We start from the raw sequence: 17,446 nt of genomic DNA on the forward strand, positions 1-17,446 counted from the left end.
GTAGTTATTAAAGAGGATTATTGATACTTTCAAGTAACCGTAAGGAGTTATGAAATTGAAATTTATCAAAAGAAATAAACGAAATACAGCAGGGAGCAATTCAGACATCCCATTTCGTCTGAATTTTTTGTTTTTTATTGTCTTCTTGCTGTTCGCTGCTTTAATTGGTCGCTTAGCCCAGCTCCAAATTATCAACGGGGATAAGTATGAAGCTGAGGCCAACAGTGGCAATACCCGGACAGAGTTGCGGGATGTTGAAAGAGGGATGATTTACGACTCGACGGGCAAGCTGGTGGCTGCTAATAATACTTCACGGGCCATCACTTATACCAAGCCATTAACGGTAACCAACGGAGAGATGTATCATCTAGCCAATAAATTAGTTGGCTACATTAAGGTAAGCACATCCCAGTTAACCGCTACCAACGAAGCTGATTATTATTTAGCTGTTAACAAGCACCAGGTTGCTGTTGACAAGCACATTTCGGGGGCGACTAAGCTAGATAAGTCAACTTTGTATAAGGAAGAAATTGCTTATATTAAACGCCATAAGTTGACAGCTAATTACACTTCCCGTCAGAAGCAGGCAGCAGTGCTCTATTCCAAAATGAGTGGGGCTTACTCACTGTCAACGGTGTATTTGAAATCATCGGGCGTATCAGACCAAGAAATGGCTGATGTTGGATCGCATTTGTCATCGCTCCCTGGAATCAAGATTGGGACAGCGTGGTCACGGAGTTATCCAGATGGGAGTTCAATCAAGTCTGTAATTGGGACGGTAACAACTGAAAAGCAAGGGTTACCTTCTGATAAGATTAACCAATTGCTGGCAGCAGGTTACTCACGCAACGACCGAGTTGGTTCAAGTTATATCGAATCCGAATATGAAAATGTCTTAAAGGGTTCGAAATCAATCGTTAAGGTTGAAACCCAGAATGGGAAAATCACTAAGGAAATTAAAGAGTACGGTGGTAAGCAAGGTGATAGTGTCGTTCTGACGATCAACGCTGCTTTCCAAAAGAAAGTTCAGGATATTGTTTACAGTGCTGCTAGATCCGCTGGTGCTGGCAATGCATATTCACCTGGTGCTTACGCAGTGGTTATGAACCCTAATACAGGGGCAATCTTGGCTATGGGTGGTGCTTCACGTAACCTTTCCACTGGAAAAGTTACCGAAAATGCCTTAGGTGCGATTAACCAGTCATTTGTTATGGGGTCCGTTGTTAAAGGGGCAACTGTTATGGGGGCCCTGCAACAAGGAGTTATCACTCCATCTAACAGTACTTTGGTCGATGAGCCAATTAAAATTGCAGGCACGCCAACCAAGTCATCGTGGTTCAACCGGTCTGGTGGAACTAACATGGCTTTGACGGCTTCAGATGCGCTGATGGTATCTTCTAACGCTTATATGATGAAATTAGCGATGTTAGAAGGACATTTCAACTACGCACCGGGCAAGAGTTTGACTATGTCACCGACGGTCTTCAATACCTTACGAGCTCATTTCCGGCAATTTGGTTTAGGGGTCAAAACAGGGGTCGATATTCCTGGTGAATCAGCTGGGTACGAAGGGCCATCAACCAAGTCAGATATTGGTAAGGCACTTGACTTGTCATTTGGACAGTATGATTCATATACAACAATTCAATTAGCCCAGTATATGTCAACGGTGGCCAATGGCGGTTATCGGTTACAGCCGCATATTTTGCAGTCTATTCGCCAAACCAATCCAGATGGGACACTAGGGGCAACCGAATATGAGGCACAGCCGAAAGTGTTAAACGTAGTTCCGGCAACATCAGCCCAATGGAATGTTGTAAAGACTGGTTTCTATAAAGTGGTTCACGGAACAAGTAATTACCGGACGGGGAGAAAATTGCAAGACCTAAAACCGGAAGTAGCTGCCAAGAGTGGTACCGCCGATACATTCCACGGTACAACGCCAACTACTATGTTAAGTGTAATTTCCTATGCACCTTATAATGACCCACAAGTGGTTGTTGCCGTAGCTTTCCCAGGTTTGAATAGTGGTAGTGAATCTGCTATTAATCTGAATGTAGCACACCAGATTTACGAAGAATACTGGAAGATGGTGCAATCAAGCGATAGTTACAAATAAGTGACTGTTAGTAAGAAAAAGTAAGTTGAATAATGAATATGGCCAACTCAGTAGCCATATAACAATGGGACTGCAAACTAGGGATAGGCGCAGTTCTATTTTTAATTGCTAGGTTATAATGTCTGTCAAGGTGTTTTACTTAACATTTAAGTAAAAAAGACTGGAAATACAGTTTAAAACATGATATGATACTATTCGTTGATAATGCATATGCATTATATCGAAATTGAAACATGTTTGGAGGTTAAGAGCATGCGTGAAAATATTACATTAGAATGCACAGAATGCCATGAACAGACATATCTGACTAGCAAGAATAAGCGTAATAACCCTGATCGCCTTGAGTTAAAGAAATATTGCCCACGTGATCACAAAGTTACTTTACATCGCGAAACAAAATAACAACAGGGGTAAAAAACACCTGTTGTTTTTTTATGCGTAGATTGCAAAGCGCTCACATATGAAGTTAGGTGACAAAGTGAACAGAACAAAAATGACTGTTAGCAATCTGGTTCAGCGTCCGTTGGTAACATATATCTTAATTGGATTTAACCTTGTGGTATTTATGGGGACGGTATTCGCTGGTGGTAGTACGGATATCCGTGTTTTATATATGTTTGGTGCCAAGTTTACCCCGGCACTCCTTCAAGGAGAGTGGTGGCGGTTAATTACGGCCATGTTTTTACATGATGGAATCGGGCATTTATTTATTAACATGGTAACGTTGTACTTTATCGGACCCGAAATCGAGGATTATTATGGACATGCCCGTATGCTAGTAATTTATTTACTTAGCGGGCTATACGGAAACTTATTGAGTGCCTTTTGGGCGCCAACAACTTTAGCCGTGGGTGCTAGTGGAGCCTTGTTTGGTCTTTTTGGTGCCTACTTAATTTTAGGACACCAATCGACTGACGCTCAAATTCAAGCCCAGGCGCGGCAATTTCTTCTTTTTGTTATACTAAATGTAGTTTTAGGTTTTAGTGGTAACACTGACCTGGCAGGGCACGTAGGTGGTCTGATTGCCGGCTGTTTGGTAACGATTAGCCTGGATACTACTTTTGCCACTCGCAAGCAGCTACTAGCGGGTTTATTAACGGTGGGTAGTGCATGTTGGCTGATTTTTAATTTGTAAGTGCCAAGTAAAGGAGTAGTTGTGATGAAATTTGGACCAGAAATGCAAACGTTATATGATGTACAACAATTATTGAAACGTTTTGGAATCTTTGTTTATGTTGGTAAACGCAAGTGGGATATTGAATTGATGGCAATTGAGCTGGATAATTTATTTCGGGCGAATTTGATTACCAAAAAAGAGTTTACGAATGCTAAAATAGTCTTAACGCGTGAGCATCGTATCGAAGAAAAGAGAGATGGGAAAGCGGAGAAGTTTGGAGGAATAAGAATATGACAGACAAGAAACTTATTGGGGTTGACTTAGGTGGAACAACTATCAAGTTTGCAATTTTGACCCCAGAAGGTGAAATCCAACAAAAATGGAGTGTTGAAACCAATGTTCTTGATGAAGGATCACACATTGTACCTGACATTATTGAGTCAATCAACCACCACTTAGACATTTACAACATGAAGCCAGAACAGTTTATCGGTATCGGAATGGGAACGCCGGGGACGATCGACCGGGATAAGGGAACTGTTGTTGGTGCCTACAACTTGAACTGGAAGACGACCCAAAAGATCAAAGAACAGATCGAACAAGGAACTGGGATGAAGTTTGCCTTAGATAATGATGCCAATGTGGCTGCATTGGGTGAACAATGGAAGGGCGCTGGAAATAGTGCCAAGGATGTTACTTTTGTTACCTTAGGGACTGGTGTTGGTGGCGGTGTCATCGTCGATGGCAAGTTAGTTCACGGATTAGGTGCCGGTGGTGAATTAGGACATATCAACGTTGAACCAGGTGGCTTAGCATGTACTTGTGGAAATAATGGTTGCTTAGAATCATATGCTTCTGCTACTGGTGTGGTTCGAGTAGCCCGGAAAATGGCCGAACAGTTTGCTGGTGACTCACAGCTAAAGCAGATGCTTGATGATGGAGATGACATTTCTTCTAAGATTGTATTTGACTTAGCTAAAGAAAACGATGTCCTGGCCTTAATGGTAGTAGATCGGGTATGTTACTACTTAGGTTTGGCATTAGCTAATATTGGTAGTATGTTAAACCCAACTTACATTGTAATCGGTGGTGGTGTTTCTGCTGCCGGTGACTTCCTGTTGACACGGGTTGATAAGTACTTCAAGAACTTTGCTTTCCCAACCGTTAAGACATCGACGAAATTGAAGTTGGCAGAATTAGGTAATGAGGCAGGGGTCATTGGTGCTGCTTCACTTGCTTTACAGTTTGCTGACTAGGAATTAAGGGGCGAACAATTATGTTATTAAAAATCAGCGTTTTAGGTTGGATCAACATTGTTTTGATCATCTTCTTAGCCTATATCGGTGGCTCTACACTGTATACTTACTTTCGGGGGCGGTCGGTTGCCAAGCTGATGACCAATGATGAATTTAAGGCGGGAATGCGTAAGGCACAAATTATTGATGTGCGGGAAAAGAATAGTTTTGATGCTAGTCATATTTTGGGTGCACGCAACATTCCTTATGGCCAATTTAAGTTTTATATGCAATCTTTGAGTAAAGATTTACCAGTATACTTATATGATGATGGTAAGGCATTGAGTACAAGAGCAGCAGTTCAACTGCATAAGGCTGGGTATAAGCAAATCGGGATTCTCAAGGGTGGCTTCACCAACTGGGATGGCAAGAAAAAGAAAGCTAAATTATAAACGAAAAAAAGCGGGTCGGAATTTCTTCCAACCCGCTTTTTTAATGCTTAACCTTGGTGAGCAGACATGCTCTTCCGGAGAGCCCGCCGCTTGTGTTCTTCTAAGATTGCTTCACGTTCTTCAATTGGATCAACAACAGTCTTCTTGAAAGCATAAACACTACCAGCTACCGCACCGATAGTTGTTAAAACGCCGATGAAAAAGCCTTTACCAAAATTTTTCATGTTAATTCCTCCAATCATTAACTAACTATTTTTATTATGAATGATTTTAGGAAAAAATACCAGGGAATAAGTGTATCAGTTTTATAGATTCATAGGTATAATGTACAACTGGGAGGTAGGTAAAGCAGTGACACAAAAAGTTTTAGCAATTGTTGGTCCAACTGCTGTCGGAAAGTCGGCGTTAGCAGTTACCTTGGCCCAGGAATTTGCAGGGCAAGTGATTTCTGGCGATTCAATGCAAGTTTACCAAGGGTTAGACATTGGAACAGCCAAGGTGACGCCACAAGAGATGCAGGGGGTCCCCCATTACCTTATCGATACTAACCAAGTAGATGAACGTTTTTCAGTGGCTGATTTTGTGCAGCAAAGTCGTAAATATATTGGACAAATTGCCGCCCAAGCACAATTACCTATTATTGCTGGAGGAACAGGTTTTTATCTCCAGGCACTGTTTGATAATTTCCAATTAGGAACTGATGATTATGATGCCAGTGAAAAAGAACGAAAACAGTGGCAGCAATTTTTGCATATTCACGGTCCTAAAGCCCTGTGGGATCGGCTCGCTCAAGTTGATCCGCAGGCAGCTGCTAAGATTCCCGTTGGTAATTCCCGGCGGGTGATTCGGGCGTTAGAAGTATATCAAAAAACCGGAAAACTATTTTCTGCGCAACAAGACCAAGTTAGTGGTGAATTTGACCCACTAATTATTGGATTGAACGCAAAACGTAGTCTGGTCTACGAACGGATCAACCAACGAGTAGATCAGATGGTGGTTGCAGGGCTGGTGAATGAAGCACGCTGGTTATATGAACGGGGTGGTTTGAGCTTGCCTGCTGGTAGAGGGATTGGTTATAAGGAATTATACCCATATTTTGCAGGGGAAATTAGCTTAGATGAAGCAGTGATGACAATCAAAAAGAATTCTCGGCACTATGCTAAGCGTCAATTAACCTGGTTCCGTAATAAAATGAATGTTAAGTGGTTTAATATTGTTGAACATCCAGCTGAGTTGGCCGAAATTCGCCAGCTGATTAATAAATGGTTAAAGGAGTAAATTAATGACTCAATGGTTACAAAAATTTCCGCAGGAATTGCAGGATAAAGTAGCAAAGGTTGAAAAAAAGATTCAACCACAGTTAGATAAGATTGATCAACAAGTTCTCAACAATCAGGCGCGGGTATTAGATGCCTTTCGCAAGTTTCATGTGGCAGAAGAAGATTTGGTCGGATCGACAGGCTATGGGTATGACGATGTTGGTCGTGACAAATTAGAAAATATTTACGCTGACTATTTTAAAGCAGAAGCAGCATTGGTTCGGCCCCAACTAGCATCAGGTACTCATGCCATCACGACTTCGTTAATGGGACAACTCCGTCCTGGTGACCAACTGTTGTATTTAACAGGGATGCCGTATGATACTATCCAACAAGTTATCGGGATTGCGGGTAATAATACCAATACCATGAAGGAATGGGGAATTGATTTTGACTATGTCCCACTGACCGACCACGGAAAAGTCGATTACGAAGAAGCCCAAGCAAAGTTAGCGGCCAACGATAATATTAAAATTGTGGCGATTCAGCGCTCACGGGGATATGCTAGTCGCAATAGTTTTACGGTTGCAGAAATTAAAGACATGATTACATTCGTACGGGGGATTCGACCGGAAGTGATCGTTTTTATTGATAATTGCTATGGCGAATTTTCTGAAGCAGAAGAGGCAACTTTCTATGGGGCAGACATCATGGCGGGTTCCCTCTTTAAGAATGCAGGCGCAGGCTTTGCTAAGACCGGGGCATATATTGTTGGTAAAAAACAGCTGGTAGAGAATGCAGCCAACCGTTTATTGATGCCAGGGGGACATGATGAAGGTGCTACATATTATCACATGCGTGATTTCTATGAAGGCTTCTTTATGGCACCACATACGACTGGACAGGCGATTAAAGGAATGATTTTTACCAGTGCCTTACTCGAAGAAATGGGAATGGATGTTTCGCCAAAATGGAACGAACCGCGGACCGATGTGGTTCAGGCAGTAACCTTTGGCAAAAGGGAGCCCATGATTAAGTTCTGCCAGACAATTCAGCACTATTCACCGCTTAATTCTTTTGTTGCGCCAATCCCAAGTACTATGGATAACTATGCTGACGAAGTAATTATGGCTTCGGGGGCATTTACCGAAGGCTCGACGATTGAATTATCTTCTGATGGACCATTACGTGAACCATACAGCCTTTATATCCAAGGTGGGTTATCGACAGAACACGTTAAGATCGCAATAACTAACGCGGTGAATGAGATTTTCTATCGAAAATAATTCCCGTGTTACATTTTATGACATGGATTGTTGACATGTATAAAGGGGCTTGCTATTATTATGAGCATAAAAGGGAGGTCATTATGAAGGAGAAAGAATTTCGTCGCTCCCTGGCTGTTTTGCCCATCGGAACGGCCATGTCCCTAACAGGATTGTCGGCGCGCCAGATTCGCTATTATGAAAAGAATGAGCTGGTTGTGCCTAAGCGTAACGATACCAACCGCCGGATGTATTCGCTGGATGATATCGATAAGTTGCTTGAGATCAAGGACTATCTTGCAGAGGGAATGACCATTGCTGAAATCAAAAAAATCGGCCAAAAGAAGCCGAAAAAGATCAGTGATGATGATTTGCGACGGTTACTACGTGAAGAATTTATCTCTGCGAGTGGGATGGATAATAATCACTCGGGATTTTCTTTCAAAGATAATAAGCGGCATTTCCAATTTTAAAAACAAGGAGCAAAAAAATGGCTAAAGTAAACTATACTAAAGATGACATTCGGCGCATTGCCAAAGAAGAAAACGTTCAGTTTTTACGGTTAATGTTTACTGATTTATATGGAACAATCAAAAATGTTGAAGTTCCTATTAGTCAATTAGATAAGGTACTGGATAACAAGATGATGTTTGACGGTTCCTCTATTGATGGTTTCGTCAGAATTGAAGAAAGTGACATGTGGTTGTATCCTGATTTATCAACATGGATGATCTTCCCATGGGGAAGTGAACATGGAAAGGTAGCTCGGTTGATCTGTGAAGTGTACAATGCTGATCGGACACCATTCTTAGGTGACCCACGGAATAACCTTATCCGGATTTTGGATGAAATGCGGGAATTAGGCTTTACTGATTTCAATATCGGACCAGAACCAGAATTCTTCCTCTTTAAGTTGGATCCTGAAAAAGGAACACCAACAGTTAACTTGAATGATAAGGGAAGTTACTTTGACTTAGCTCCAGTTGATTTGGGCGAAAATTGTCGGCGTGATATTGTTTTGGAACTTGAAAACATGGGCTTCGACATTGAGGCATCACACCATGAAGTGGCCCCTGGGCAACACGAAATTGACTTCAAATATGCTGATGCCTTACATGCCTGTGACAACATTCAAACCTTCAAGTTGGTAGTTAAGACCGTTGCACGGAAGCATGGCTTACACGCAACTTTCATGCCTAAGCCATTAAACGGAATCAACGGATCAGGGATGCACTTGAATATGTCCTTATTTAACAAGGATGGTAATGTATTCTTTGATGAAAAAGCTCCGGAACAACTTTCTGAACAAGCAATGTACTTCTTGGGCGGTTTGCTCAAGCATGCACGGAATTACACAGCGATTATGAACCCAATTGTTAACTCATACAAGCGGTTAGTACCAGGGTATGAAGCACCGGTTTATGTTGCTTGGTCTGGTCGTAACCGTTCACCATTAGTTCGTGTGCCAATTGCCCGGGGAGTATCCACACGGCTGGAATTACGGAGTGTCGACCCAGCGGCTAATCCATATTTGGCCGTAGCCGCTGTTTTAGCCGCTGGTTTAGATGGTTTGAAGAACAAGATCATGCCACCAAAGGCAGTTGATCGTAACATCTATTCAATGGGTGAAGATGAGCGCAAAGCTAACCAAATCGCAGACCTTCCATCAACACTGCATAATGCACTGAAGGAACTAAGAAACGATCAAGTGATGAAAGATGCATTGGGTACGCACCTGTACAAGAACTTTATGACTGCTAAGGGCATCGAATGGGATGCTTATCGGGAACAGGTTTTTGAATGGGAACGCGACCACTACATGGAAATGTATTAATTCAACTCTCTAACAACTACAAAAAACAAAGCTAAATACTAACAACAAAAATAAAGCGTTGGATGCCGAATGTGCATCCAACGCTTTTTATTAGTGTCTTTAGACCTGGTTGAGCACGCGAACAAAGTGAGTGTGCGAAACAAAAAACCACCTGCTATGCAGGTGGAAGATAAAAATTATATAAATAAAAACCTCTTTTGCTTTAAGATAAAGGTGTCCAAGCCAAAATCAAAAAGGAAAAGAGGTTATACAAAATGGCTAATAAATTGAATAGTTTAGCCCATACGAAATGGTTATGTAAGTACCATATCGTATTTACTCCAAAGTATAGACGGAAAATGATTTACAATCAATATCGCAGAGATTTGCGTGACTATTTAAGACTACTGTGTCGATATAAAGGAGTAGAAATTATTGAAGGACACTTGATGCCTGATCATGTTCATTTGCTAGTAAGTATTCCCCCAAAGTTAAGCGTATCGCAATTTATGGGATATTTAAAAGGTAAGAGTGCATTGATGATGTTTGAACATCATGCCAATTTAAAGTACAAGTTTGGAAACCGTCATTTTTGGGCAGAAGGATATTATGTTAGCACAGTAGGATTGAATGAATCCACTATCAAGAAATATATTCACGATCAAGAAAAACATGATATGGTGATGGATAAATTAACAACGGTTGAATATAGAGACCCTTTTAAGGGTTAGGTGAAGTAATACCAACACTGCTTAAAGCAGTAGCGAAGTAGTCAGAGCATTTTGGCTTGGACGAAGGAAAAGCCAGCGCCTTGAGACGCTGGCTTAACTTATCGGCTTATAGCCGATGTGCAAACCACCCGTTTTACGGGTGGTTATGATTTATTAATGATAGTGAATTTTATGCATGCTCCATTTGAATATTAGTCACTTGGTGCTTAAAGAGGAGCGTTGGTTGCTGATCTAAGACCAAAAAAGCATCATAATTGGCAGGGATAAATTCAACTTGACCATGGCTAGTAAAGAAATCATTCTGATGTTTGATAGTGACTCTAATAGGGGTATCGTTGACGTATGCGGTCCGTAGATATTTTTCAATTAGAACGGGATCGAGATGATACGTTTCTGTATTAGATAAGTCGGGTTTATTAATAAAATTACTATAATATTGTTTGATATTTTGATAAAGTGGAGTTTCTTTGAGACGTGCGAACATATTGTACCCACCTTTCGAACATTTGTTTGCAACAAGTATTATACGAACTTTTGTTCGCTATGTCAAATTATAATTTTGTGATAGAGCTTGAAAAAGAAGGGGGGATAGTGACATAATATTTAAATAAAGACATTAAAATGAGAGGATTTTTGAGCATGGCAAAAAGAGGAATGTTGATTGTACTTTCCGGTCCGTCTGGTGTAGGTAAAGGTACAGTACGGAAAGAGATTTTTTCTCAGGAAGGTAATAAATTTGACTACTCTATTTCTATGACGACCCGGGAAAAGCGACCTGGTGAAGTGGATGGAAAAGACTATTATTTTGTGACCAAGGAAGAGTTTGAAAACGAAATTGCTAACGGCGGAATGTTGGAATATGCGCAATATGTTGACAACTATTATGGGACGCCATTAAAATATGTTAATGAGATGTTAGATAGTGGGAAAGACGTTTTCCTTGAGATCGAAGTTAAAGGCGCCATGCAAGTTCGCAAGAAGTGTCCTGATGGTTTGTTCATTTTCTTAACTCCACCAGATTTGATGGAACTGCGGCAACGTTTGATCAATCGGGGGACAGATGACATTGCCAAAATCAATAAGCGCATGAAGACAGCTGTTGAAGAAATTGAAATGATGCAAAATTATGACTATGCAGTCGTTAACGATGAAGTTCCTCGTGCTGCTGAAAAGATCAAGACGATCATTCGTGCAGAACGGTGGCGAGTAAAACGCTTCTTACCTGATTACAAGAAACAGTTAGGAGATGCTTTGAAATGATTTTATATCCTTCAGTAGATAAATTATTAGAACATGTTAACTCCCGGTACTCACTGTGTGCTTTGGCTTCCAAGCGGGCCCATGAGTTAGAGGCTGGCGAATTACCGATGTTAAATGAATATCAATCCGAAAAGAGTGTCGGAAAAGCGTTAGAAGAAATTGCGGCTGGCGATTTGAAAATTAAAGACTAACGAATGAGTTAAAAAGACTGTGACAGAATTGCTTGTCACAGTCTTTTTACTAGAAAGCTGTTGAAATATATGGGAGGCGAATAAAATGAAAGTGGTTGTCTATGTTACCGGAGGAATTGCTGCTTACAAAGCAGTTAATGTTGTGCGTCTTCTCCAGAAAAATGGGCATGAAGTACGGGTTGCCATGACAGATGCAGCCCAAAAATTCGTTAGCACCACAACTTTTGCAGCATTACTGAAAGAAAAAGTAGTAACTGACCTTTTTATTCAAGGAGAAATTCCACATATTGAATTGGCGGACTGGGCTGATGTGTCATTAGTAGTGCCGGCCACAGCCAATATCTTAGCTAAAATGGCTCAAGGAATAGCTGATGATTTAGTTTCAACTGCTTTGCTAGCGACGGCTACCATGAAATTGGTGGTTCCAGCAATGAACACCAAGATGTGGACTAATCCCGCTACCCAACGTAATATTGCCCTACTAAAAAAAGATGGGGTTAGAGTTCTTACTCCCGTAAGTGGGCCACTAGCTGAAGGATATGCTGGTAAAGGAAGAATGCCTGAACCTGAAGCAATATGGAAATGGTTTTGCAAACAAGTAAACAAAGTTGACGGCAACTTACCATTAGCAGGGCGGAAAGTGGTAATTAGTGCTGGTGCGACCAGCGAGCCGATCGATCCGGTCCGTTATATTACCAATCGTTCCAGTGGGAAAATGGGTGCTGCTTTGGCACAAGTTGCGACCATGTTAGGGGCTGAAACGGTGGTTGTAGCTGGACAGATGCAGGTGGCGTTGCCAACTACTGTGCGTCGTGTCGATGTAACAACGGTTGCTGAGATGAATCAGGCTTTGAACCAGGAATATATCACAGCTGATATTGTAATCATGGCTGCTGCAGTAGCTGATTATCGAGTAGCCGAGGTAGCACCGCAAAAGATCAAGAAGCAAGCAGAAATGGTATTGAAACTTCAAAAAAATGTTGATATCTTGGCCAATCTAGGTGCACGGAAACAGCACCAATTTTTAGTTGGTTTTGCAGCAGAAACTGAAAATTTGGTGGCTAATGCACAACAGAAAATGGAACGGAAGAATGCCGATCTAATTGTAGCTAATGATGTTTCGCGGCGGGATATTGGATTTAATAGTGAACAAAATGAGGTCCAAATTCTCAGACGGCAAAAACCTCCCCGTGTGGTAGCTAAAGCTGATAAAATTGAAGTAGCAAAAGAGATATTTAAGGTGATTATCGAAGATGGAAACTTTAACACCACCGATTAACTTTGTGGATGTAATTGTGGACGTTCCCACCATGCAAACCAATCAGCCATACACATACCGTGTTCCTGCGGTCTTTAGCAAGCGAATTCAAGTGGGAATGCGGGTGGTGGTACCCTTTGGTAAGGGTGACCGGTTGGTGCAAGGATTTGTTGTGGGAACAAAACAGGAAGCCAAGACAACATATGCTTTAAAAGCAGTTCACGATCTAATGGATCTGACACCGGTTTTGAATAAAGAAGCTTTACACCTGGCCCAGTGGATGGCAGGATATACATTTTCATTTACGATTAGTTGTCTTCAAACGATGCTCCCGCGTGTCTTACGAGCAAAATATGGCAAACAAATTGTAATAACAGGCGACAAGTGTACTTTACCCGCGGAAATTAGGGCACTTTTTCAAACACAAACAGCTTTGGATTACTATGATGAGCGCATCACGCCCAGTATGCGGGCTCAGCTAGCAACTTTGCAAAGACAGGGTGAGTTAGCAATAACTTATTTGGTGCAAGATCAGGCAAAGGTGAAAACAGCAATCTGGATTGAACCTGCGGTAGGGAAAGACAAATTGACAGAGATTGCCCAAAGACTACGAAAAAATGCCGTTAATCAGCGCCGCTTAATAACTGCGATGTTGGAATCTATGGCTGGTTTTTGGCAAAAAGATGTGCCAATTCCAGCAGCAACTTTTATTCAAGCAGAAAAACATGGGTGGTTGACACGGGTAGCTAAAGAAGTTTACCGCGATCCGTATCGGGAAACGAATATTTCTGCAAGCCAACCGCCCCAACTCACCCCGGATCAGTTACGGGCTGTGCAGATGATTACTCCCACAATTACCGATAATCAAAACCAAGTCTTTTTGTTACAAGGAGTTACTGGAAGCGGGAAAACGGAAGTTTATTTACAATGTATTGCGCAGGCCCTAATGCAAGGTAAAACTGCTTTGATGTTGGTTCCAGAAATAGCATTGACACCACAAATGGTCCAGCGGGTGCGGGCCCGTTTTGGTAAGCAAGTAGCCGTTTTACATAGTGGTTTGTCAGATGGTGAAAAATATGATGAATGGCGCCGCATTGAGCGGCACGAAGCGCAAGTTGTAGTGGGGGTCCGCTCAGCTATTTTTGCTCCGTTAGATAATATTGGCATCATTATAATTGATGAAGAACATGAAGCTAGTTACAAACAGGAGGAAATGCCTCGTTATCATACCCGTGATGTTGCCAAATGGCGGGCGGCTTGGCATCATTGCCCGTTAATTTTGGGAAGTGCTACTCCATCTCTTGAAACCCGGGCCCGGGCTCAAAAGGGGGTTTATCAGGGAATTGCGATGCCACGGCGAATTAATGGTAAAGGGTTACCACGAGTGCAGCTTGTGGATATGCGTAAAGAGTATAAGCAGTCACAGGAGGCAGATTTTTCGCGCCCAATGGTACAGGCGATTGAGCAGCGCTTATTGAAACATGAACAAGTAGTGTTGATGTTAAATCGCCGGGGATATTCATCTTTTTTGATGTGCCGAGAATGTGGTTTTGTTTTGAAATGTCCAAATTGTGATATTTCACTGACGCTTCATATGGACACCAATAATATGAAATGTCATTATTGTGGGCACATTGAGGATATTCCGCATTTCTGTCCCAATTGTCGGAGTACGAAAATTCGTTATTACGGAACGGGAACTGAGAAAGTTCAAGAAGAATTAGCGCGGTTGTTTCCCCAAGCTCGGGTATTGCGGATGGATGTGGATACGACGCGTAAAAAGGGCGCTCATGAGCGCTTGTTGCAAAAATTTGGTGACCAACAAGCAGATATTTTGTTAGGAACGCAGATGATTGCTAAGGGATTGGACTTTCCCAATGTTACTTTGGTGGGGGTACTTAATGCTGATACGGCATTGAGTTTACCCAATTTCAGGTCAAGTGAGCGGACTTTCCAGTTGTTAACCCAGGTAAGCGGACGGGCTGGACGAGCTGACAAGGAAGGGCTAGTTATAATTCAAACATACAATCCTGAACACTACGCAATTCAAGATGCAAGTCACCAAAATTATGAACAGTTTTACCGGACAGAAATGCAGATTAGACGTCAAATGGGGTATTCACCGTATTATTATAGTATTAAGATTACAGTGAGTGCAGCGACCGAGAGAGCTGCAGCGAAACGCATCTACCAACTTAATGACGAAGTTAAACAAATTTTGTCTCCACAAGCACGGTTAGTTGGACCTAGTCCGCAATCAATTTTGCGGATCAAGAAACGGTATTATTTTCAACTGATAATTAAATATAAAAAAGAACCAGCATTGGATGCTTTTTTGCAAACATTGCTGCAACAAAGTCAAAATGACGAAAGAAACGGGGTTCGCATTATTATTGATCGCGATCCAATCAACAATATATAGAAAAGAGTGAGAAATATGGCAAAAATGGTATTTATGGGTACACCACAGTTTGCGGCAACTATTCTTGAAGACTTAGTGACTACTGATTATGAATTAGTAGCAGTGGTTACTCAACCAGACAAGGCGGTAGGCCGGAAAAGAAAGTTAACTCCTTCTCCGGTGAAAGAAGTAGCGTTGAAGCATGATATTCCAGTATTACAGCCAGCTAAGCTAAGTGGGAGTCCAGAATTAGAGCAGTTATGTGCTTTGAAACCTGATTTTATTGTAACAGCTGCTTACGGACAATTTTTACCAACAAAGTTACTAGATTCAGCGCAAATTGCCGCGATCAATGTGCATGGCTCTTTGCTACCTAAATATCGTGGTGGGGCGCCGGTGCAGTATGCCATCATGAATGGGGAGCAAGAAACCGGAGTTACAATCATGTACATGGTTAAGCAGATGGATGCAGGGGACATGCTTGCGAAACGTGTGATTCCCATCACAGCGACGGATGACACTGCTAGCATCTTTACTAAGATGAGCCAAGTGGGAATTGAACTACTCCATGAAGTGTTACCCCAGTTAGTTCAGGGGACGATCAGTGGTCAGGCTCAAGACGAGGCACAAGCCACTTTTGCCCCGATCATTAAGGCCGATCAAGAACCGTTGACACTAGCACTTACTGCCCAAGAAGTTGATTGGAAAGTCAGAGCTTTACGTCCTAACCCAGGTACGTATTTTAAAGCATTTAATGGTAAGCGGACTAAGATTTGGGATGTAACACCATTATCAGAAAAGACCACTTTGGCAGCCGGAGAAGTTGTTGCAGTGGGAAAACACCAATTGAAAATTGCTGCAGCAGCGGGAACAGTCTACCAGGTGAACCGCCTCCAACCAGCGGGGAAAGCCCAGATGGACATCACTGCTTATCTCAATGGAATGGGTCAAGGAATCAAGGAAGGACAAAAGTTAATTACCGATGAGCAATAAGTTACGTGAAACTCCCCGTTATTTAGCTGTCGAGTTGTTGACCAGAATTAATCAACAGGGAACATACTCAAATTTAGGAATCAATCAAGTTATTAAAAAACACCAGTTAGATGAAAAAGACGCCCATTTTTTTACTAATTTAGTATATGGGACATTGCAGCACCGGTTGACCTTGGAGTATTGGTTGCAACCCTTTATTAAGCAACCACAAAAGGTGGCTCCTTGGGTCCATGAGTTATTATTGCTGTCTTTGTATCAAATGCAGTATCTCACTGCTGTTCCGGAATGGGCGATTTTTAATGAAGCAATTGATATTGCTAAGGTCAAGGGCCATGCAGGTACACGTCGGTTTGTAACGGCTGTTTTACGTTCAATTCAAAGACAGGGTGTGCGTGCAGTCAAAGAAATAAAAGACACAACTAAACGCTTGAGTATAGAAACAAGTACACCACTTTGGTTGGTAAAAGAACTAACGGCTGAACTGGGGTTGAAGAAGACAGCAGCTATTTTAGCTACAACCAACGAACCCTCTAAAAATAGCATTCGTTTTAATATGAGCCAACCAACAGAAGATAAGCTGGCGCAAACGATCAAAGGCCTTCAGGCAGAAGGATTAGAAGTGGAACGAAGTCAAGTTGCTTTCCGTGCCGGAACAGTGACTGCGGGTTTTGCGCCAACTAGCCTTGCTTATCAGCGCGGAGAGCTATCGGTTCAAGATGAAAGTGCGATGTTAGCGGTTGAGTCTATGCAAATTAAACCGGGTGACCAAGTTTTAGATGCCTGTGCTGCTCCAGGAGGGAAGACCACCCAGATCGCTATTGAATTAAATGAAAGTGGTCGTGTTACCGCTTTAGATATTCATGCCCATAAAGTTAAACTAATTGAAGTAAATGCAAAGCGAATTGGAGTGGCTGACTATGTTCAGGCCCAGCAGTTAGATGCGCGTGAAGTTGCTAAGAAATTTGCAGTGGCTAGCTTTGATAAGATATTAGTGGATGCACCTTGTTCAGGATTGGGATTGTTACGGCGCAAGCCAGAAATCAAATACGACAAACGGTTAGCGGACTCACAAAAGCTCCAACAAATTCAATTGGCAATCTTAAATGCAGTTGCGCCTACATTGAAAGAGGGCGGACAATTGACATACAGCACGTGCACCATTTTGCAAGGGGAAAATCAAGATGTGGTCGACCGTTTCTTAGCCCAACATTCAGAGTTTGAACAAATTAAAACCAAAACACACTATGGAATCAAAGATGAACGGGAAGAATTAAGTTTGACAATTTATCCGGATGACTTTAAATCGGACGGGTTCTTTATTGCAACGTTGATCAAGAAAAGTAGGTGAGAAG

At 41.9% G+C, this 17,446-nt stretch carries 19 protein-coding genes; 17 read left to right on the top strand and 2 right to left on the bottom strand.

Annotation, left to right across the window (positions count from 1 at the left end):
• Positions 1-55: 55 nt before the first annotated feature.
• The 6 genes from V3C97_RS02860 to V3C97_RS02885 all read left to right on the top strand — a co-directional run bounded on the left by V3C97_RS02860 (position 56) and on the right by V3C97_RS02885 (position 4,923).
• On the top strand, positions 56-2,119 hold the full coding sequence (locus tag V3C97_RS02860) for a peptidoglycan D,D-transpeptidase FtsI family protein (RefSeq protein WP_422392855.1): 2,064 nt from the start codon (positions 56-58) through the stop codon (positions 2,117-2,119).
• 252 nt (positions 2,120-2,371) lie between these two features.
• On the top strand, positions 2,372-2,521 hold the full coding sequence (gene rpmG / locus V3C97_RS02865; RefSeq protein WP_081581146.1) for a 50S ribosomal protein L33: 150 nt from the start codon (positions 2,372-2,374) through the stop codon (positions 2,519-2,521).
• 76 nt (positions 2,522-2,597) lie between these two features.
• Positions 2,598-3,254, top strand: coding sequence for a rhomboid family intramembrane serine protease (locus V3C97_RS02870; protein ID WP_338434411.1), 657 nt, complete (start codon positions 2,598-2,600; stop codon positions 3,252-3,254).
• Positions 3,255-3,296: 42 nt separating this feature from the next.
• Positions 3,297-3,530 (top strand): YqgQ family protein, encoded by a 234-nt coding sequence (locus tag V3C97_RS02875; RefSeq protein ID WP_027826132.1) that lies wholly within the window; start codon positions 3,297-3,299, stop codon positions 3,528-3,530.
• Positions 3,527-4,492, top strand: a complete 966-nt coding sequence (locus V3C97_RS02880) for an ROK family glucokinase (RefSeq protein ID WP_027826131.1) — start codon at positions 3,527-3,529, stop codon at positions 4,490-4,492. Before V3C97_RS02875 ends, V3C97_RS02880 begins: the two co-directional genes overlap by 4 nt.
• A 20-nt stretch (positions 4,493-4,512) precedes the next feature.
• Entirely contained in the window at positions 4,513-4,923 is a 411-nt protein-coding gene (locus V3C97_RS02885) for a rhodanese-like domain-containing protein (RefSeq protein ID WP_009554754.1), read from the top strand.
• Between the two features lie 47 nt (positions 4,924-4,970).
• Here V3C97_RS02885 and V3C97_RS02890 read toward each other — a convergent pair whose 3' ends face one another.
• Positions 4,971-5,147: a DUF3042 family protein gene (locus V3C97_RS02890; RefSeq protein WP_009554752.1), complete on the bottom strand. Its 177-nt coding sequence runs from the start codon at positions 5,145-5,147 to the stop codon at positions 4,971-4,973.
• A 127-nt stretch (positions 5,148-5,274) separates the two neighbouring features.
• Here V3C97_RS02890 and miaA point away from each other — a divergent pair, with 127 nt between their 5' ends.
• The 5 genes from miaA to tnpA all read left to right on the top strand — a co-directional run bounded on the left by miaA (position 5,275) and on the right by tnpA (position 9,991).
• On the top strand, positions 5,275-6,201 hold the full coding sequence (gene miaA, locus V3C97_RS02895; RefSeq protein ID WP_338434412.1) for a tRNA (adenosine(37)-N6)-dimethylallyltransferase MiaA: 927 nt from the start codon (positions 5,275-5,277) through the stop codon (positions 6,199-6,201).
• 4 nt (positions 6,202-6,205) lie between these two features.
• Positions 6,206-7,468 (top strand): aminotransferase class I/II-fold pyridoxal phosphate-dependent enzyme, encoded by a 1,263-nt coding sequence (locus V3C97_RS02900; RefSeq protein ID WP_338434413.1) that lies wholly within the window; start codon positions 6,206-6,208, stop codon positions 7,466-7,468.
• Positions 7,469-7,551: 83 nt separating this feature from the next.
• Positions 7,552-7,920, top strand: coding sequence for a MerR family transcriptional regulator (locus tag V3C97_RS02905; RefSeq protein WP_317294109.1), 369 nt, complete (start codon positions 7,552-7,554; stop codon positions 7,918-7,920).
• A gap of 17 nt (positions 7,921-7,937) precedes the next feature.
• Entirely contained in the window at positions 7,938-9,281 is a 1,344-nt protein-coding gene (gene glnA, locus V3C97_RS02910; protein ID WP_338434414.1) for a type I glutamate--ammonia ligase, read from the top strand.
• A 254-nt stretch (positions 9,282-9,535) separates the two neighbouring features.
• Entirely contained in the window at positions 9,536-9,991 is a 456-nt protein-coding gene (tnpA, locus tag V3C97_RS02915; RefSeq protein ID WP_338434415.1) for an IS200/IS605 family transposase, read from the top strand.
• Positions 9,992-10,160: 169 nt separating this feature from the next.
• Here the strand turns inward: tnpA and V3C97_RS02920 are convergent, their stop codons facing one another.
• On the bottom strand, positions 10,161-10,475 hold the full coding sequence (locus V3C97_RS02920) for a hypothetical protein (protein ID WP_338434416.1): 315 nt from the start codon (positions 10,473-10,475) through the stop codon (positions 10,161-10,163).
• A 155-nt stretch (positions 10,476-10,630) separates the two neighbouring features.
• Here V3C97_RS02920 and gmk point away from each other — a divergent pair, with 155 nt between their 5' ends.
• From gmk to rsmB, 6 genes are all read left to right on the top strand, one after another.
• Complete coding sequence (gene gmk, locus V3C97_RS02925; protein ID WP_009554742.1) at positions 10,631-11,251, top strand: guanylate kinase; 621 nt, start codon at positions 10,631-10,633, stop codon at positions 11,249-11,251.
• Positions 11,248-11,442, top strand: coding sequence for a DNA-directed RNA polymerase subunit omega (rpoZ, locus tag V3C97_RS02930; RefSeq protein ID WP_009554740.1), 195 nt, complete (start codon positions 11,248-11,250; stop codon positions 11,440-11,442). Before gmk ends, rpoZ begins: the two co-directional genes overlap by 4 nt.
• An 85-nt stretch (positions 11,443-11,527) precedes the next feature.
• Positions 11,528-12,721 (top strand): bifunctional phosphopantothenoylcysteine decarboxylase/phosphopantothenate--cysteine ligase CoaBC, encoded by a 1,194-nt coding sequence (coaBC, locus tag V3C97_RS02935; RefSeq protein ID WP_338434417.1) that lies wholly within the window; start codon positions 11,528-11,530, stop codon positions 12,719-12,721.
• Complete coding sequence (priA, locus tag V3C97_RS02940; RefSeq protein ID WP_338434418.1) at positions 12,696-15,122, top strand: primosomal protein N'; 2,427 nt, start codon at positions 12,696-12,698, stop codon at positions 15,120-15,122. Before coaBC ends, priA begins: the two co-directional genes overlap by 26 nt.
• Positions 15,123-15,137: 15 nt before the next feature.
• The gene (fmt, locus tag V3C97_RS02945) at positions 15,138-16,094 is read left to right on the top strand and encodes a methionyl-tRNA formyltransferase (protein ID WP_338434419.1); all 957 of its coding nucleotides are present in this window, start codon (positions 15,138-15,140) and stop codon (positions 16,092-16,094) included.
• Positions 16,084-17,442 (top strand): 16S rRNA (cytosine(967)-C(5))-methyltransferase RsmB, encoded by a 1,359-nt coding sequence (rsmB, locus tag V3C97_RS02950; protein WP_009554733.1) that lies wholly within the window; start codon positions 16,084-16,086, stop codon positions 17,440-17,442. The genes fmt and rsmB overlap by 11 nt, the downstream gene beginning before the upstream one ends.
• The last annotated feature ends 4 nt before the right edge of the window (positions 17,443-17,446 follow it).

Origin of the sequence: Ligilactobacillus saerimneri, assembly GCF_036689625.1 — a bacterium.
Lineage (GTDB): Bacteria > Bacillota > Bacilli > Lactobacillales > Lactobacillaceae > Ligilactobacillus > Ligilactobacillus saerimneri.

Bases quoted from the DNA above. Each gene is read 5' to 3' on its own strand.
- rpmG (WP_081581146.1), top strand. From the start codon at position 2,372: ATGCGTGAAAATATTACATTAGAATGCACAGAATGCCATGAACAGACA.
- V3C97_RS02875 (WP_027826132.1), top strand. From the start codon at position 3,297: ATGCAAACGTTATATGATGTACAACAATTATTGAAACGTTTTGGAATC.
- V3C97_RS02880 (WP_027826131.1), top strand. From the start codon at position 3,527: ATGACAGACAAGAAACTTATTGGGGTTGACTTAGGTGGAACAACTATC.
- V3C97_RS02885 (WP_009554754.1), top strand. From the start codon at position 4,513: ATGTTATTAAAAATCAGCGTTTTAGGTTGGATCAACATTGTTTTGATC.
- V3C97_RS02890 (WP_009554752.1), bottom strand. From the start codon at position 5,147: ATGAAAAATTTTGGTAAAGGCTTTTTCATCGGCGTTTTAACAACTATC.
- V3C97_RS02900 (WP_338434413.1), top strand. From the start codon at position 6,206: ATGACTCAATGGTTACAAAAATTTCCGCAGGAATTGCAGGATAAAGTA.
- V3C97_RS02905 (WP_317294109.1), top strand. From the start codon at position 7,552: ATGAAGGAGAAAGAATTTCGTCGCTCCCTGGCTGTTTTGCCCATCGGA.
- glnA (WP_338434414.1), top strand. From the start codon at position 7,938: ATGGCTAAAGTAAACTATACTAAAGATGACATTCGGCGCATTGCCAAA.
- tnpA (WP_338434415.1), top strand. From the start codon at position 9,536: ATGGCTAATAAATTGAATAGTTTAGCCCATACGAAATGGTTATGTAAG.
- V3C97_RS02920 (WP_338434416.1), bottom strand. From the start codon at position 10,475: ATGTTCGCACGTCTCAAAGAAACTCCACTTTATCAAAATATCAAACAA.
- gmk (WP_009554742.1), top strand. From the start codon at position 10,631: ATGGCAAAAAGAGGAATGTTGATTGTACTTTCCGGTCCGTCTGGTGTA.
- rpoZ (WP_009554740.1), top strand. From the start codon at position 11,248: ATGATTTTATATCCTTCAGTAGATAAATTATTAGAACATGTTAACTCC.
- coaBC (WP_338434417.1), top strand. From the start codon at position 11,528: ATGAAAGTGGTTGTCTATGTTACCGGAGGAATTGCTGCTTACAAAGCA.
- priA (WP_338434418.1), top strand. From the start codon at position 12,696: ATGGAAACTTTAACACCACCGATTAACTTTGTGGATGTAATTGTGGAC.
- fmt (WP_338434419.1), top strand. From the start codon at position 15,138: ATGGCAAAAATGGTATTTATGGGTACACCACAGTTTGCGGCAACTATT.
- rsmB (WP_009554733.1), top strand. From the start codon at position 16,084: ATGAGCAATAAGTTACGTGAAACTCCCCGTTATTTAGCTGTCGAGTTG.